Source organism: Microbacterium sp. NPDC055502 (genome assembly GCF_053643635.1).
The window spans coordinates 1003997-1019913 of sequence record NZ_JBSHKJ010000001.1 but is presented as its reverse complement, the minus strand read 5'-3'; the positions used below and the strand labels follow the sequence as shown (position 1 = coordinate 1019913).

The window sequence follows — 15917 nt, the reverse complement described above, 5'->3', positions numbered from 1 at the left end:
GCGATGAGTACTCCCCTGAAGAACGCCCGCCTGGAGTTCCGCGTCACCTCGGAGCAAAAAGCGGCGATCGAGGAGGCGGCTGCCATCGAGGGCCGCACGGTGACCGACTTCTCCGCTGCGGCCCTCGTGGAGCGGGCGGAAGAGGTGATCCAGCGCGACCGTAGGATGCTCGTCGACATGGTGCGCTTCGACGCATTCATCGAGGTGATGGACCGCCCGGCGCGGTCCATCGACGGGCTGCGCACGCTCCTGGACCGGGAATCTGTGTTCGTTGACTGAGTTCCTCACGCCGCGGCCGCTCGCCGTGGGCGACGCGCTCGCCGACTTCCGGTGCGGGGTGGAGAGCCTCGATATCTGGCTCCGCGGGCGCGCGCGTCGCAACGAGAAGAGCGGCGCATCGCGCACCATGGTCTCGGTCACGCGCGAGGGCCGGGTGGCCGGGTATTACTGTCTGTCCGCGAGTTCGCTCGACCGTGCCGAGGGTCCCCGTCCGGTGTCGGCAGGGATGCCGTCGTCCGTGCCGGTCGTGCTCCTCGGTCGGCTCGCCGTCGATCAGGAGTTCTCGGGACTCGGGCTCGGGGCCTCGCTGCTGCAGCACGCGACCCTCCGTGCGCTGGAGGCCGCGGCCACGATCGGCATCCACGCCGTCCTGGTGCACGCGATCAGCGACGAGGTCGTGCCCTTCTACGAGCGCTTCGGCTTCACGGGCTTTCCCGGAGAGCGCCGCACGCTGTACCTGCTGACGAAGGACGCCCGCGCGACGCTCAGGCGGTGAGGCCGTCGAGCATCGCCCGGGAGGCGCGGGTGCGGGCGCGCAGCGCGTCGGCGAGGGCGGCGACCGCGGGGAGCCGCAGCGACTCGGGCCGGGCGACCATGTAGTAGGGCAGCTTCTCGGCGAACACCGACGGCAGCAGTCGCACCAGGTCGTCGTGGCGGTCGGCGGCGAAGCACGGCAGCAGCCCGATGCCCGCGCCCGCCCTGGTCGCCTCCACGTGCACGAACACGTTCGTCGACGTGAGGCCGTCCTGCATCCCGGGCACGAGCCGGCGCGGGAGGTCGAGCGCGTCCACCTGCAGCATCGAGTCGACGAAGTACACCAGGCGATGCCGCTCCAGCTCCTCCCGCGTGGCCGGCGTGCCCGTGCGCGCGAGGTAGTCGCGCGAGGCGTACATGCCGAGCGTGTAGGTGCCGAGCTTCACCGCGTGGGCTCTGCGGGTCTGGGGTGCGCCGACCACCACCTCCAGGTCGAGCCCGGCGCGGTGCTCGGCCGCCCGACGCGTCGCGGCGACGATCTCGACGGTCAGCCGCGGATGCTCGAGGCGCAGGTCGGCGATGGCGGGCGCCGCGATGTAGGCGCTGAAGCCGTCCGTGGCCGACATCCGCACGACGCCCGCGACCGGGTCGGGGGTCTCACCGCCGCCGTCGTCGAGCTGCGACAGTGCGGCCTCGATGCGTCCTCCGGTCTCGGCGGCGCTGCGCCCGAGGTCGGTGAGCTCCCATCCGGATGCGGACTGAGCCACGACCCGTCCGCCGAGGGCGTCTTCCAGGGCGGCGATGCGCCGGGCGACCGTGGTGTGGTCGAGGCCGAGGTGCGTCGCGGCGCTGGTGTAGCGGCCGGTGCGGGCGACCGCGAGCAGCACGAGCAGGTCGTCAGCCCGGGGTCGCCTCGTCGCCTCCATTCTGCAATTATGCACAAGGGCTGCGCGTGACTGGGCATTGCTGCAGCCTTAGCGCCCGCCGACACTGGTCGGGAGGTGTCACCGTCGACACCCGAAGGAGAGACATGGCATCCCCCACTGCTGCATCCCCGACCGCCGCACCCCCGTCGAAGCTCAAGCGCGTCGTCGCGGCCTCCATGGCCGGCACCGTCGTCGAGTGGTACGAGTTCTTCCTCTACGCCACCGCCGCGAGCCTGGTGTTCGGCACCTACTTCTTCCCCGCGACCGGATCCCCGCTCGACGGCATCATCGCCGCCTTCGTCACCTACGCGGTCGGCTTCATCGCGCGCCCGCTCGGCGGCATCGTGTTCGGGCAGATCGGCGACCGCTTCGGCCGCAAGCCCACCCTGCAGGCCACGATCATCATCGTCGGCGCCGCGACCTTCCTGATGGGCTGCCTGCCCGGGTTCCAGAGCATCGGCTACTGGGCCCCCGCGATGCTCGTGGCCCTGCGGTTCATCCAGGGCTTCGCGGTCGGCGGCGAGTGGGGCGGCGCGGTACTGCTGGTCGCGGAGCAGAGCCCCGACCGCTCGCGCGCGTTCTGGTCGAGCTGGCCGCAGGCCGCCGTCCCGGTGGGCAACCTGCTCGCCACGCTCGTGCTGCTCGTGAGCTCGTGGGTCATGAGCTCCGCCGCGTTCCTCGAGTGGGGCTGGCGCATCGCGTTCTGGCTGTCCGCCGTGATCGTCCTCGTCGGCTACTACATCCGCCGTCACGTGGAGGAGGCGCCGATCTTCCTGGAGGCGAAGGCCCAGGTCGAGACCGAGAAGGCCACCTCCTACGGCGTCGTCGAGGTGCTGCGCCGCTACCCGGTCGGCATCGTGCAGGCGATGGGCCTCCGGTTCGCGGAGAACATCGTCTATTACATCGTCGTCAGCTTCACGATCGTGTACCTCAAGACCGTGCACGAGTACGACACCAGCCAGCTGCTGCTGGCGCTGCTGATCGCACACGTGGTGCACTTCGCGGTCATCCCGCAGCTCGGCCGGCTCGCCGACCGCTGGGGCCGCAAGCCCGTGTACCTGACCGGCGCGATCCTCAGCGCGACGTGGGCGTTCTTCGCCTTCCCGCTGTTCGACACCCTCAACCCGGTGCTGATCGTGCTGGCGGTGACGATCGGGCTCTGCTTCCACGCGTTCATGTACGCGCCGCAGCCGGCCGTGATGGCGGAGCTGTTCCCGACGCGCATGCGCTACTCGGGCGTCTCGCTGGGCTCGCAGGTGACGGCCATCCTCGCCGGCTCGCTCGCCCCGATCCTGGCGATCCAGTGGCTGCGCGACTTCGGCTCCTGGCTGCCGATCGCGATCTACATCGTGATCGCCTGCGTGGTCACGGCCATCGCCGTGCTGTCGCTGCGCGAGACCACCGGCATCTCCCTGCAGGCGATCGACGACGAGGACGCGGCGCGCACCGCGGCGCGACTGGACGCGGAGAAGGCCACCGCATGACGGATCTGCGCGGACGCCGGGCCCTCGTGACGGGCGGAGCGAGCGGGATCGGCGCCGCGTGCGTGCGCGCGTTCGCCGCCGCGGGGGCCCGGGTGACCGTCGCCGACATCGACGGCGACGCGGCGCGGGCCCTCGCGGCGGAGGTGGGCGGGGAGGCGTGGCAGGTGGACCTGTCCGACGTCGCCGCGCTCGCCGACGCGCGGATCGACACCGACATCCTCGTGAACAACGCGGGTGTGCAGCACGTCAGCCCCATCGAGGAGTTCGATCCGGAGCGGTTCTCGTTCCTCCTGCGGCTGATGCTGGAGGCGCCGTTCCTGCTGATCCGGGCCGCCCTCCCCGGCATGTACGAGCGCAGGTTCGGGCGGGTGCTGAACGTGTCGAGCGTGCACGGCCTGCGGGCCTCGCCGTTCAAGGCGGCGTATGTCGCGGCCAAGCACGGGCTGGAGGGCCTGTCGAAGGTCACGGCGCTGGAGGGCGCGGCCCACGGGGTGACGAGCAACTGCCTGAATCCGGGCTACGTGCGCACGCCGTTGGTGGAGAAGCAGATCGCCGATCAGGCGCGACTGCACGGCATCGCGGAGGACGAGGTGCTGGAATCGGTGCTGCTCACCGAGTCCGCGATCAAGCGGCTGGTGGAACCGGAGGAGGTCGCGGCGCTCGCGCTGTGGCTCGCGGGCGACGCGGCGGGCATGATCACCGGAGCGAGCCACACGATGGATGGCGGCTGGTCGGCGCGCTGACGCGCAGGCGCGTCAGGGGCGTGTGACCTCGGCGAGCACCGTCGTGCGCAGCCAGTCGGCGTAGCGGGCGGGCGTCCACCCGGACTGCGCGACCAGCTGCTGGTAGCTCTCGGGCGACAGCAGGAATGACAGGGCATCGGCGGTCGCGTCGGTGTCGGTGGCCGCGGGGGCGATGCCGCGCCGCACCAGCTCCGCCACGAACCCGCGGTAGTCCGCCGCCCGGTTCTCCAGGATGCGGCGGAGCGCTTCGTCGACGACGGGGTCGGACAGCGCGGCCCCGAGCAGGACGGTCCACAGGCCGTGCCCGCGCTGGTTGGCCGTGGTGATCTGCGCGAGCACGCCGTCGAGGAACGCGTCGTCGGGCAGGTCGAGCAGTCCGGAGGCGACCTCCGTCTCCACGAGTGACTCCGCGGCCTCCGACCCGGAGAACGTCACCTCGAACGCGGCGATCAGCAGCTCGGCCTTCGCCGCGGTGGTCTTCACGGTCTCGGCCGACACCCCGGCCTCGCGGGCAATGGCCGCGATGGTGGTCGCCTGGTAGCCCTGCGACGCGAAGAGCCGGGCGGCCGCGGCGACGATGCGCGCTCGCGTCTCCTGGGCCTGGCGGGTGCGCAGGGCGGACGTGTAGGCACGCGGGGCGGCTTCAGCCATTGACTTTCCTCAAGGGGTGATGAATACTTCGACGGTACAGTCAATCCTAACCGAAGGCACGCCATGTCCAGCTACCTCCTCACCTGCACTCCCGCTCACGGTCACGTGCTCTCCCTCCTGCAGGTCGCCCGGCACCTGGTCGACGCCGGGCACGAGGTCGGATTCCTCACCAGCGCCCGCTACGCCGACCGCGTGCTGGCCAGCGGCGCCCGCTTCCTTCCGCTGCCGCCCGAGGCCGACGTCGACCTCGACGACGCCGACGGCGCGTTCCCCGAGCGTGCGGGTCTCACCGGCCCCGCAGCACTCCGGTTCGACATGAGCACGCTGTTCGTGCGGCCCGGTGCCGCCCAGCTCGCGGCCGTGCGCGCCGAGCTCGCCTCCCGTCGCATCGACGCCGTCCTCACCGAGCCGCTCTTCGTCGGGGGTGCGCTGCTGCAGCTCCTGCCCGCGGCCGAGCGGCCGCCCGTGATCGCGCTCGGGATCTTCCCCCTCGGAGCCCGCAGCGTCGACACCGCGCCGTTCGGGCTGGGCGTCACCCCGATGCGCGGGCCGCTGGGGCGCCTGCGCAACGCGGCCCTGCGGCTCGTCGCCGAGCGCGCGATCTTCGGCGGGGTGCAGCGTGAGGCCGACGACATGGCGCGGCAGACCGTCGGCCGCGACCTCGGCGGCTTCGTGCTGGACTGGGCGGGACGCACCGACGCCTACGTGCAGTTCACGGTGCCCGAGTTCGAGTATCCGCGCGGCGACCTGCCCGACACGGTGCACTTCGCCGGACCGCTGCCTACGACCGCGTCCGACGCCCCGCTGCCGGACTGGTGGGACGACCTCGACGGCGACCGCCCGGTCGTGCACGTCACCCAGGGCACCATCGCCAACTCCGACTTCACCCAGCTCGTGCTGCCCGCGGTGCACGGGCTCGCGCCGTCCGACCTGCTCGTGGTGGTGACGACGGGCGGGCGCCCGAGGAACAGCCTTCCCGCCGACCTGCCGGAGAACGTGCGGGCGGCGGAGTACCTGCCGTACGACCGGCTGCTGCCGAAGATCGACGTGCTGGTCACCAACGGCGGGTACGGCGGCGTGCAGCAGGCCCTCGCCCACGGGGTGCCGATCGTCGTCGCCGGCCAGACGGAGGACAAGGTGGAGGTCTCGGCGCGCGTGGGCTGGTCGGGCGCCGGCGTGAACCTCCGCACCAACACCCCGGCGTCCGCCCAGATCGCCGCGGCCGTGCACCGCGTGCTGGCGCAGCCGTCGTTCCGCGTGGCGGCGGAGCGCATCGGCACGTCGATGCGCTCGGCCGATGCGTGGTCGACCCTGGATGGGGTGCTCGACCGGGTGACGCGGTCGTGGCCGGCGCGGGAGACCGTCGCGGAGAGCTGAGCGCGCGGTCCATTCCGGCGCATGGACGCAACAGGACGCAACGTCGACCGGTATACCATCCTGGGCAGGCGCCTCCCGGTGTCAGTCCCCAGCTGACCTGGCGGGCGCGACGGCATCGCCGTCATGCGGAGGGAACGTCGGAATTCCTTTCGATCCCGAGGGGGGATGGGGTGGGAGTCGATCCCCAGACGACACCCACCCCCACTTCGCACGCGGTCAGTTCCAGCGCGTCAGCAACCAGAACGCCGCGAAGCCGATCACCACGATCAGGGGAAGCCACGTCCCGGTGCGCTTGAGGCGTCGTCCCTGCGGCGCGACGCCCGGCGGCGGAGTCAGCAGGCCGACCGGCGGAGCGAACGGCAGCGCGTGCCCGCCGGAGGATCCCGCCGTGACGGGCGGCGTCCCCTGCACAGCCAGCCGATCGTCGCGCCATCGCGCCCACTGGTCGAACTTCGTCAGCAGCGCGCCGACCGCGCCGAACAGCCACGCCCACGTCGCCGGATCCAGCGTCGACGCCTTGCGCTGCGTGTACAGGAACAGCCAGTCGTCGACGATCTCCACGTCGAGCTGTGCGGCGTTGTCGATGAACCGCGCCATGATGTCGGGCGTGAAGAGGTAGAGCGCATCCTGCTCGTAGCCCTCGGGGCAGTACAGGGTGAAGTGCCGGTCGAAGTCGCCCTCGAGCGACAGCCGCTGCGCCCGCTGGAACGACGCCGGCAGGTTGGAGCCGAAGCCGTTGTTGCCCGTCGCGTCGAGCACGATGTTGGGCAGCGGCACGTCGAGCTTCACGGCCACGTAGCCCCAGCGGTAGGTCGTGGAGTTCTTCCCCGACTGCACCGTGTACTGGTAGTTGCCGAACTCCACGAACCGCGGGTGGCTGCCGCGCACCAGGTCCGTGGCGAGGCGCGACCGGCCCAGCTGGAAGATCATGCCGGGCAGCGGCGGGTCGTCCACGCGCGGCTCGTACGTCATGCCGTTGGCCTGGGCGAAGCGGTGCAGCCGGTAGCGGGTGGCCTGACCGTTGCGCACGGCCATCCAGATGAGCACGCCGACCGCGGCCGCGAGCAGCACGATCAGCACGAGCGGGATCGCGGCCGCGCCGGGGGATCCGGTGGATGCGGCCAGGCTCAGCACCACCGTGATCAGGATCGGCAGCATCACCAGCCCGGCGATCGACACGGCGACGATCGCGATGATGGAGGACACCGCCATGCCCGATGTGCGCCGCGACCGCAGCTCGGCGGCGAAGGCGCGCACGGCGGCCGGGTCGACCGGTTCCGTGAGGGGACGGGCGTCGAAGCTCGGCGCCGGAGCGGGCGCCGTCACCGGTTCACCTCGTCGGCGTCCCACGTGAGGTCGGCGCCCTCGCGCAGGGCCAGCGCCTCCAGCCGCTCGTCCGTGCAGATCGCGCGGATGAGCTCGGGCGAGCCCGCGACGATCGTCGAGTCGAAGTCGATCTCCGAGACCATGACCCAGGCGCGGTCGTCGGGCCACAGCAGGCTCGGACTCTGCGCCGACGGCGGGAACCCGTGCTCCTCGGCGGCGAGGTCGCGCCACGGCGCCCGCAGGACCCAGTCCGGATCGGCGAACTCCGATGCTCCGGCGGTGAACGGCACGTGGTCGCGCTGGGGGAGCCGCAACCGGGGCCCCTCCGAGATCTCGCGTGACAGGATGCCCTCCTGCCAGGTGGGCTTGCGGAAGCCGTTGTTGAACGGATCGTGGGTGCTGCGCTCCAGCATCGCCCGGTGGTGGGGGTCGTCGTCGAACCCGAGGAACGCGCGCGACGGCGTCTGTCCGAAGAAGCCGACCAGCCCGCCCCATCCCTCCCACAGCGCCGCGACCCCCGCGTCGGGTGTCGCGGTGTGCGCGGCGAGGTGGCCCGCCACCACGGACAGCAGGTCGGGGTCGAGCTCCCCCTCCGCAGGGGCGTTGTACTCGCGCCCGTCCGGGCCGATCCGGGTGCGCCAGTCGCCCTCGACCGGGGTGCGCACGATCCGCTGCCACTGTGCGAGTGCGTGCATCGTGGTGCCGAAGACCGCGGCGGTGTCGGCCCAGGTCACGCGCTCGCCGGAGAACTGCGCGTCGAGCCGGCGGCGCTCGGGTTCCGGCAGGCGCTCCCACTCCTCGGGGGTGGGGTACGGGCGGTCGGGCAGGGAGCGCACGACCCCCGGATGGAACACGCGCGCGTAGGCGGGGAACCCGCGCGGCACCACGCCGTGCATGCTCGCGGTCACGTCGTCGTCGAGGCGGTCGCGCAGCCAGGCGCCGGGGCTCGGGTCGGCCATCCACTCCATGCGACCCACGGTACCGGCCGGGCCCGGGCGCCCGGCTTCCCGCGCGGCGGCGTCTGCGGCATCCTCCATAATCGAGGGGTGACTGCGACTGCGACCCTTCCCTCCCTCGACGGCCGACGCTTCCGCATGGTGTCGTCCACCACCTCTGCCGTCGACCCCGACGCCCCCAGCATCTTCGAGTACTTCGAGCGCGACGGCGCCATCTGGGGCGGGTATGAGGGCGACACGGTCACGTTCGGCAAGTTCGTCGGAACCCGCACCGCCGACACCATCTGGGTGTCGTTCGTGCACGTGCTCAAGACCGACGGCACCGTCGTCACCGGCGACGGCGAGAGCGAGCTCGAGCTCACCGACGACGGCCGCATCCGCCTCGTCGAGCACTACGAGATGCACGGCCTGCCGCAGCTGAGCGTGGTCGAGGAGATCCCCGCCGCCTGACCCGGGTCAGCGGGGCGGCCTCGTGCCGGGTTCATGATCACCCGCGAGGTCCGCTCGTCCAGTAACGTGTTACCTGCGCGCACTCGGGTGAGTGAGGGGAGGCGCGCGACGGGCGACGGGCGAAGGTCGAGGTCGACCGGAACGGAGTCACGCGCATGGACGTTTCCGACGAGGAACCCCCACGCGATCCGGCGGTGACGCGGCGAAAGATGCGGCGCCTCGCGCGGCTCGTCGTCTGGGTCCTGGCGATCGCCTCGGTGTGGACGGGCATCGCACTGACGGTCTCGCGAACCGTGACCGTCTGGGAGCCGGTCGACGGGTCGGCGGGAACCTACGCCGCCCATCCGGTCGACGTGACCGGGGTCGGGCTCGCACTTCTCGTGGTGGGTCTCGTGATCCTCGCTGCGCTGCTCATCCTCGAGGGATACGGCCGGAGCGACACCGAGCGCTGACCCCGGGTCAGCGGGGCGGGAGGGTGTCGCGGCCGGGGGAGGCGGGCGTCCAGCGGGTCATGCCGAGCGGCACCTCGGTGTCGCGCTCCGGGAGGTCGGCGGGCAGCAGGTAGGGGCGGCGGACCACCTCGTCGAGCACCACGACGCTGACCACGGTGCGCACCTCGGGCAGCTGCGCGATCACCCCGGTGGAGAACTCGTGCACCCCGCTGACGTCGACCGCGCGGATCAGCAGCATCGCGTCGTGCTCGCCCGTGGTGATGGCGCACCACTCCACGTCGGGCATCTCGATGATGCGCTCCCGGAACGAGGCCCAGGCCTGCGGCATGACCGTGACGAACACGAGCGCGCCGATCGACAGTCCGGCCTTGGCGTGATCGACGCGGGCGCTGAAGCCGGTGATGACGCCGTCGTGCACCAGGGACTCGACCCGGGTGTACGCGCTGGCGCGGGAGATGCCGACCTTCTCGGCCAGTGCGGCGATCGAGACGCGACCGTTATCACGCAGCACATCGAGGATTCTGTACGCCGTCTCATCCAGTGGGGCGGCACTTCGTCCAGAAAGCTTCGACGGATCCGCATCCTTGCTGGACATATTGCTCCTGACATCCGAGGTTCTGGACAAAGCGTGCCGATGTGACCCGCACTTGCTGGACACATCGTCGCATATGATGCGAATCTGATCACCGGTCGTCCACATCGGACATCACCGGAACCCGAATGTACTCCTCGCCCTTGGAGGCCCTCATGTCGTCACGCCGTTTCACGCCGGTCATCGCGCTCGGAGCCGTCGCGCTCCTGGCGCTCGCGGGTTGCTCGGGAGGGAACTCGGCGAACAACTCCGACGCGTCCCAGGGCTCCGACTCGCTCGTCATCGACACCGCGTTCTCGATCGAGACCGCCGACCCTGGTCACACCTACGACCCGACCGGCAACATGATCGCGAAGGCCCTGTACGAGACCCTCGTCGACTTCGAGGGCTCCGACGTCTCCACGCCGGTCCCCGGTCTCGCCTCGTGGGAGCAGAACGACGCCGCGACCGAGTTCACCTTCACGCTCGAGGGCGACCGCGTGTTCTCCGACGGCTCGCCCGTCGAGGCGAAGGACGTCGTGTTCTCGCTGCAGCGCATCCAGGGCATGGAAGACGCCAAGCCCAACTTCCTGCTCGGCGGCCTCACCATCACCGAGGTCGACGACAAGACCATCCGGTTCACGTCCGAGACCCCGCTGCTGCAGCTCCCGGCCATCCTCGCGAACCCGGCCCTCGGCATCGTGAACTCCGACGTGGTGATCGAGAACGGCGGCGCGATCGACGGCACCGACTCGGCGCAGGAGTTCCTCGACGGCGAGTCCGCGGGCTCCGGGCCGTTCGTGCTCGACACGCTCGACCTCAGCTCGCAGGTGGTCCTGAAGAGCAACGACGAGTACAACGGCGACGAGAAGTCGGCCTACAGCCGCGTGGTCGTGCGCAACGTGTCGGAGAGCGCCACGCAGCTCGCCAACCTCAAGGGCGGCGACTCGATGGTCGCGATGGACCTCAACGGCGACCAGGTCGCGGGCCTCGGCGACGACATCACGGTCGACTCGGTCCCGTCGGGCCAGACCATCTTCCTGCTGCTGAACCAGTCGCCCGCCGTGGCCGGCGAGCTGGCCAACGTGAAGATCGCCGAGGCGATCCGCTACGCGCTCGACTACGACGCGCTGCTCGAGCTCGCCGGTGCGGGCGCCGTGCAGGCGACGGGCGTGATCCCGCCCGGATTCGAGGGTGCACTCGACGGCGGCGTGGAGCAGGACCTCGACAAGGCGAAGGCCGCGCTCGCCGAGGCCGGCTACACCGGCCAGACGCTGAAGCTGCAGTTCCCGAACGACTACCCGGTCGGCGGCGTGGAGTTCACCCCGCTCGCGGAGCGCGTGCAGGCGCAGCTCGAAGACGCCGGCATCACGGTCGAGCTCGCCCCGGCCCCGTTCGCGACCGAGCTCGACGCGTACGTCAACGGCACCGAGGGCTTCGGCCTGTGGTTCTGGGGTCCGGACTACGCCGACTCGGCGAACTTCCTCCCCTTCGCTCCCGGTCTGAAGGTCGGCCTGCGCGCCGGCTGGGCGGCCGAGGCCAACCCGGAGATCGCGGGCATCGCGGCGGGTGCCGCGAGCGCCACCGACCCCGCGCAGCGCGAGGCCGCGTTCACCGAGTTCGCCGAGGCGATGCAGGAGCAGGGTCCGTTCGTGCCGCTCATCGTCCCGGGCCGCAACATCTCCTCCGCGAGCGACGTGACCGGTGCCGTGTACAACTCCGTGTGGGAGATGGACATCGCCGAGATCGCCCCGGCCGGCTGAACGGACCTTCCATGACGACAGTGGCCGTGCAGAGGCAGGCGCAGCGGCGCCGTTCGCCTCTCGTCGGATACCTGCTGCGGCGGGCCGGGACCTCCCTGCTCCTGTTGGTGGGCGTGACGATCGTCACGTTCGCGCTCACCAACCTGGTGCCGGGAGACCCGGTCTCGGCCGCCCTCGGTGAGGGCGCGTCGCAGAACCCGGCGACGCGCGAGGCGTTCATCAAGGCGAACGGACTCGACCAGCCACTGTTCGTGCAGTACTTCATCTATATGGGGAACCTGCTCCGCGGGGACCTCGGCACGTCGCTGGTGACCGGACGCCCGGTCACCAGCGACCTCGCCACCGCGGTGCCCGCGACGATCGAGATCGCGATCGGGGCGATCATCGTCAGCCTCGCGGTCAGCATCGTGCTCGGCACGCTCGCCGCCTACCGCCGGGGCCTGGTCACCGACCAGGTCATCCGCGTGGTCACCCTCGTCGGCCTCAGCGTCCCCACCTTCTGGCTCGCGCTGGTCAGCTTCTACGTCTTCTTCCTGGAGCTGCGCATCGCGCCGGGCTCGGGGCGCATCTCGCCGTCGATCACCCCGCCGCCGCGCGTGACCGGGCTCTACACCGTCGACTACCTGCTCAACGGCGACGGCGTCGGCTTCTTCGACGCGCTCGCCCACCTCGCTCTTCCCGTCATGGTGCTCTCGCTCGTGACCATCGGCCTGCTCACCCGGTTCATCCGCACGTCGGTGCTGGAGGTGCTGGGCAGCGACTACGTGCGGGCCGCCCGCGCCAAGGGCCTCCCGGCCATGCGCGTCATCCTCGACTACGTGCTCCGTGGAGCCTCGCTGCCGATCCTCACCGTGGTGGGCGTCGCATTCGGGGCCCTGCTGTCGGGCACCGTGCTCGTGGAGTCGGTGTTCGCGTGGCCGGGCCTGGGCACGTACGCCTACAACTCCGCCGCGAACCTCGACCTGCCCGGAATCATGGGCGTCGGCCTGGTCGTCGGCGTCATCTACCTCCTCATCAACTTCATCGTCGACCTGCTCTACGGCGTGCTCGACCCGAGAGTGAGGATCGCATGAGCCGCATCGACGCCGCCGCCGGCCCCTGGCGCTTCCGCTTCCGCTGGCCCCGCGCCTGGCGCACCCCGCTCGGCATCATCGGCACCGTGATCGCGGCGGCCTGGATCGTCATCGCCTTCACGGCGCAGTGGTGGGTGCCGTACCCGCCGAACGCGCAGGTGCTGCCGCGACTGCAGGAGCCGGGCATCGACACGATCCTCGGCACCGACGGCAACGGCCGCGACATCTTCTCGCGACTCATGACCGGAGCGACCGTGAGCCTGCCGCTCGCGCTCATGCTCGTGATCGCGGCGATGATCATCGGCACGCTGATCGGCGCCGTCGCGGGCTACTTCGGCCGCGCGGTCGATGAGACGCTGATGCGCATCACCGATCTCTTCATGGCGTTCCCGACCGTGATCCTCGCGATGGTGGTCGCCGCGTCGCTCGGCCCGTCGCTGTTCAACGCGGTGATCGCGGCGATCGTGGTGTCGTGGCCGCAGTACGCCCGCGTCACCCGCAGCATCGTGCTCGGCCTGCGCGGACAGAACTACGTGATCGCCGGACGCCTGCTCGGCCACTCGCCGCTGCGGACCCTGTTCGTCGACATCCTCCCCAACATCGCCGGGCCCGTGCTCGTGCTCGCCACGCTCGACATCGGCGCCGCGATCCTGCTGCTCTCCGGCCTCTCCTTCCTCGGCCTCGGCGCGCAGCCGCCCACCGCCGAGTGGGGGTCGATGATCTCGGGGGCCATGCAGAACTTCGACGCCTGGTGGCTCGGGGTGTTCCCCGGTCTCGCGATCCTCACGGTCGTGCTGGCGTTCAACTTCCTCGGCGATGCGATGCGCGACGTGCTCGACCCGACCGCCGAGGTCACGCACGAGAAGGAGGCCGACCACCAGGCCTCCGCGACGGGGGTGCCCGCATGACCGCCGCGCTGAGCATCCGCGATCTCACGGTCGACATCGGCCGCCCGCTCGTGAAGGGTGTGTCGCTCGAGCTCGAGGCCGGGCGCATCCACGGCCTCGCGGGCGAGTCGGGCTCCGGCAAGACCCTCACCTCGCTCGCGGTGCTCGGGCTGCTGCCGCGGCAGGCCCGCACGGGCGGCTCGATCACCCTCGCGGGGGAGGAGCTGCTCGGCCTGAAGCGCCGCGGCCTCAACCGCATCCGCGGGAAGCGCATCGCGATGGTGTTCCAGGACCCGTCGGCGTCGCTGCACCCGCAGCTCCCGGTCGGCCGCCAGCTCACCGACCACATGCGCGTGCACCTCGGCCTCACGGGCGCCGCGGCGCGCGAGCGGGCGGTGGAGCTGCTGCAGACCGTGCAGGTGCCGAACCCGGCGGAGGCGCTGAAGCGCTACCCGCACCAGTTCTCGGGCGGGCAGCGGCAGCGCATCGCGATCGCGTGCGCCCTGGCGTGCGACCCCGAGGTGCTGCTGGCGGACGAGCCCACCACGGCGCTCGACGTCACGGTGCAGGCCGGCATCCTGCAGCTGCTGCGCGACCTCGCCATCGAACGGAACCTCGCCGTGCTGCTCGTGACGCACGACCTCGGCGTGATGAGCGCGATCGCCGACACCGTCGCGGTCATGAAGGACGGCCGCATCGTGGAGCTCGCCGACCGCGAGACCCTGTTCCTGCACCCGCAGCACGAGTACACGCGGATGCTGCTCGCCGCCCTCCCCGGCTCGCGCATCGAGGCGCCCGCGGTCGACGCGACGGACCAGGTCGATGCGGTCGACCCGATCGAGGAGGATGCGCATGAGTGAGGTCAGCGTCCTCGACGCGCGCGACGTGGTCGTGCGCTACCCGGGCAATCCGCCGGTGATCGCCGTGAACGGGGTGTCGGTCCGCGTCGCCGCGGGGGAGACCGTCGCGCTGGTCGGCGAGTCGGGCAGCGGCAAGTCGAGCCTCGCCCGCGCCGTCGTCGGCATCGAGAAGACCGCCGCCGGCACGGTCGAGTTCCGCGGGGCCCCGGTCGCGCCGCTCGGCATCCGCCGCCGGTCGACCGCCCTGACCGGGATCCAGATGGTGTTCCAGGACCCGTCGACCTCGCTGAACCCTCGCCGACGCATCGGCGACCAGATCTCCGACGGCATCGCCACCGCCCGAGCGCGCGGTGCCGCCGGATCCACCGTGGAGGAGTGGCTCGAACGCGTCGGGCTGCCCGCGAACGTCCGCACCCGCTTCCCGCACCAGTTCTCGGGCGGGCAGAAGCAGCGCATCGCGATCGCCAGGGCCCTGGCCGCGCGGCCCTCGCTGCTCGTGGCGGACGAGCCCATCTCGGCGCTCGACGCGTCGACGCAGACGAGCGTGGCCGGACTGATGCGCGACCTGGTGGCCGAGTCCGGCGCCGGCATGCTCTTCATCTCGCACGACCTCGCCGTGGTGCGCCGCATCGCCGATCGCACCCTGGTCATGTTCGCGGGACGGGTGCTCGAGTCGGGCCCCACGGAGCAGCTGTGGTCCGCGCCGCAGCACCCCTACACGCAGGCCCTGCTCGCGGCCATCCCCGAGCCGGACGGCGCCGGCCGCATCCCCGACGCCCCCTCCACGGACGACCGCGGCGTGTGGGCCGAGGTCCCGCCCGTCGCCTACTGACGCGGGGCCGGACGACGAAGGGCCGGGGCGCATGCCCCGGCCCTTCGTGTCATCCCCGGATCACACCGGGGCGACGATGTTCTGCTTCACGTCCCACTCGGTGATCTCCATCGCGATCTCCAGCGACTGGCCCTCGACGGACGCGGTGCTCTTCGATGCGAGGTTGACGTAGTCGGCGGTGACCTCGAACGCCACGTCGACCGTCGTGCCCTGCTGGTCGACCGAACCGGTGATCAGGAACACCTTCTGGCCGAGGCGCTCGCCGGTGCCGCTCACGGTGAAGTCGCCCGCGAGGGCCTCGGCCGCGGCGGCGGGGTCCATGGCGGCGACGTCGGCCGCGCTCGTGCTGAGGCCCGCGATGATCGGGTCGCTGGAGTCCGGGTCGGCCGGCTGCCAGTCGCTCGACGGCGACTTGACCCACACGTCGTCGCCGATCGCGACGATCGAGCCCATCGGCGAGATCGACTCGAGGGCGTTCTCGGAGGGGTTCACGCGGGCGGTGCTCTCCATGCCCAGCACGCTCGTCTTGGCGGCGTAGCCCGCGGAGTCGGCCATCGCGTCGGCGATGCACGTGCCGAGCGCCGTGCCGTCGACGGTCGCGCCCTCGGCCAGCTCGGGGCAGTCCGTGGCCGGTGCGTCGGCCTCCTGCGATGCGGCCGTGCTCGGCTTCGCGTCGGCCGGCTTGTCCGATCCGCCCGCCGAGCATCCGGTGAGCATGACGGCGGCGGCGAGAACGACGCCGACCCCCCACTTGTTGACGCGCATGGCGCCCCCCTCCAGTCATGTGCCCGATGACGGTCATCGGGCACGCCC

Annotated in this window: 18 protein-coding genes; 12 read left to right on the top strand and 6 right to left on the bottom strand. The window is 71.4% G+C overall.

Annotation, left to right across the window (positions count from 1 at the left end; translation table 11 throughout):
• Window positions 1-3 precede the first annotated feature (3 nt).
• On the top strand, window positions 4-279 hold the full coding sequence (locus ACWH95_RS05115) for a type II toxin-antitoxin system TacA family antitoxin (RefSeq protein WP_136033841.1): 276 nt from the start codon (window positions 4-6) through the stop codon (window positions 277-279).
• A complete protein-coding gene (locus tag ACWH95_RS05110) occupies window positions 272-775 on the top strand; it encodes a GNAT family N-acetyltransferase (protein WP_454120309.1) in 504 nt (167 codons plus the stop codon). Before ACWH95_RS05115 ends, ACWH95_RS05110 begins: the two co-directional genes overlap by 8 nt.
• Here the strand turns inward: ACWH95_RS05110 and ACWH95_RS05105 are convergent.
• Window positions 765-1679, bottom strand: coding sequence for a LysR family transcriptional regulator (locus ACWH95_RS05105; RefSeq protein ID WP_454120308.1), 915 nt, complete (start codon window positions 1677-1679; stop codon window positions 765-767). The two genes, ACWH95_RS05110 and ACWH95_RS05105, sit on opposite strands and share 11 nt — an antisense overlap.
• A gap of 104 nt (window positions 1680-1783) precedes the next feature.
• Here ACWH95_RS05105 and ACWH95_RS05100 point away from each other — a divergent pair, with 104 nt between their 5' ends.
• A complete protein-coding gene (locus tag ACWH95_RS05100; protein WP_136033847.1) occupies window positions 1784-3163 on the top strand; it encodes an MFS transporter in 1380 nt (459 codons plus the stop codon).
• On the top strand, window positions 3160-3906 hold the full coding sequence (locus ACWH95_RS05095; protein ID WP_454120307.1) for a 3-hydroxybutyrate dehydrogenase: 747 nt from the start codon (window positions 3160-3162) through the stop codon (window positions 3904-3906). Before ACWH95_RS05100 ends, ACWH95_RS05095 begins: the two co-directional genes overlap by 4 nt.
• Before the next feature lie 12 nt (window positions 3907-3918).
• On the opposite strand, the gene ACWH95_RS05090 is transcribed toward ACWH95_RS05095, so the two are convergent.
• On the bottom strand, window positions 3919-4557 hold the full coding sequence (locus ACWH95_RS05090) for a TetR/AcrR family transcriptional regulator (RefSeq protein ID WP_136035820.1): 639 nt from the start codon (window positions 4555-4557) through the stop codon (window positions 3919-3921).
• A 63-nt stretch (window positions 4558-4620) separates the two neighbouring features.
• Here ACWH95_RS05090 and ACWH95_RS05085 point away from each other — a divergent pair, with 63 nt between their 5' ends.
• Complete coding sequence (locus ACWH95_RS05085; protein WP_454120306.1) at window positions 4621-5934, top strand: glycosyltransferase; 1314 nt, start codon at window positions 4621-4623, stop codon at window positions 5932-5934.
• A gap of 216 nt (window positions 5935-6150) precedes the next feature.
• Here ACWH95_RS05085 and ACWH95_RS05080 read toward each other — a convergent pair whose 3' ends face one another.
• Window positions 6151-7260, bottom strand: coding sequence for a hypothetical protein (locus ACWH95_RS05080; RefSeq protein ID WP_454120305.1), 1110 nt, complete (start codon window positions 7258-7260; stop codon window positions 6151-6153).
• The gene (locus ACWH95_RS05075; protein ID WP_454120304.1) at window positions 7257-8228 is read right to left on the bottom strand and encodes a hypothetical protein; all 972 of its coding nucleotides are present in this window, start codon (window positions 8226-8228) and stop codon (window positions 7257-7259) included. The genes ACWH95_RS05080 and ACWH95_RS05075 overlap by 4 nt, the downstream gene beginning before the upstream one ends.
• A 78-nt stretch (window positions 8229-8306) precedes the next feature.
• On the opposite strand from ACWH95_RS05075, the gene ACWH95_RS05070 reads away from it, so the two are divergent.
• Window positions 8307-8666 (top strand): hypothetical protein, encoded by a 360-nt coding sequence (locus tag ACWH95_RS05070; protein WP_206252185.1) that lies wholly within the window; start codon window positions 8307-8309, stop codon window positions 8664-8666.
• Between the two features lie 155 nt (window positions 8667-8821).
• Window positions 8822-9118 (top strand): hypothetical protein, encoded by a 297-nt coding sequence (locus tag ACWH95_RS05065; protein WP_454120303.1) that lies wholly within the window; start codon window positions 8822-8824, stop codon window positions 9116-9118.
• Between the two features lie 7 nt (window positions 9119-9125).
• On the opposite strand, the gene ACWH95_RS05060 is transcribed toward ACWH95_RS05065, so the two are convergent.
• Window positions 9126-9713 (bottom strand): Lrp/AsnC family transcriptional regulator, encoded by a 588-nt coding sequence (locus tag ACWH95_RS05060; protein ID WP_206252186.1) that lies wholly within the window; start codon window positions 9711-9713, stop codon window positions 9126-9128.
• 152 nt (window positions 9714-9865) lie between these two features.
• Between ACWH95_RS05060 and ACWH95_RS05055 the strand changes: the two genes are divergently transcribed.
• Genes ACWH95_RS05055 through ACWH95_RS05035 form a run of 5 tightly spaced genes read left to right on the top strand, consistent with a single transcriptional unit; the run spans window position 9866 to window position 15104 of the window.
• Window positions 9866-11452 (top strand): ABC transporter substrate-binding protein, encoded by a 1587-nt coding sequence (locus ACWH95_RS05055; RefSeq protein WP_136035825.1) that lies wholly within the window; start codon window positions 9866-9868, stop codon window positions 11450-11452.
• An 11-nt stretch (window positions 11453-11463) separates the two neighbouring features.
• Window positions 11464-12525 carry an ABC transporter permease gene (locus ACWH95_RS05050; RefSeq protein ID WP_136033861.1) on the top strand — a complete coding sequence of 354 codons (1062 nt, stop codon included), beginning with the start codon at window positions 11464-11466 and terminating at the stop codon, window positions 12523-12525.
• Window positions 12522-13433: an ABC transporter permease gene (locus tag ACWH95_RS05045; RefSeq protein ID WP_136033863.1), complete on the top strand. Its 912-nt coding sequence runs from the start codon at window positions 12522-12524 to the stop codon at window positions 13431-13433. Before ACWH95_RS05050 ends, ACWH95_RS05045 begins: the two co-directional genes overlap by 4 nt.
• Entirely contained in the window at window positions 13430-14272 is an 843-nt protein-coding gene (locus ACWH95_RS05040; protein WP_206252188.1) for an ABC transporter ATP-binding protein, read from the top strand. Before ACWH95_RS05045 ends, ACWH95_RS05040 begins: the two co-directional genes overlap by 4 nt.
• Window positions 14265-15104: an ABC transporter ATP-binding protein gene (locus ACWH95_RS05035; RefSeq protein WP_247638013.1), complete on the top strand. Its 840-nt coding sequence runs from the start codon at window positions 14265-14267 to the stop codon at window positions 15102-15104. Before ACWH95_RS05040 ends, ACWH95_RS05035 begins: the two co-directional genes overlap by 8 nt.
• Window positions 15105-15164: 60 nt before the next feature.
• Here the strand turns inward: ACWH95_RS05035 and ACWH95_RS05030 are convergent, their stop codons facing one another.
• On the bottom strand, window positions 15165-15869 hold the full coding sequence (locus ACWH95_RS05030; RefSeq protein WP_454120302.1) for a hypothetical protein: 705 nt from the start codon (window positions 15867-15869) through the stop codon (window positions 15165-15167).
• Between the last annotated feature and the right edge of the window lie 48 nt (window positions 15870-15917).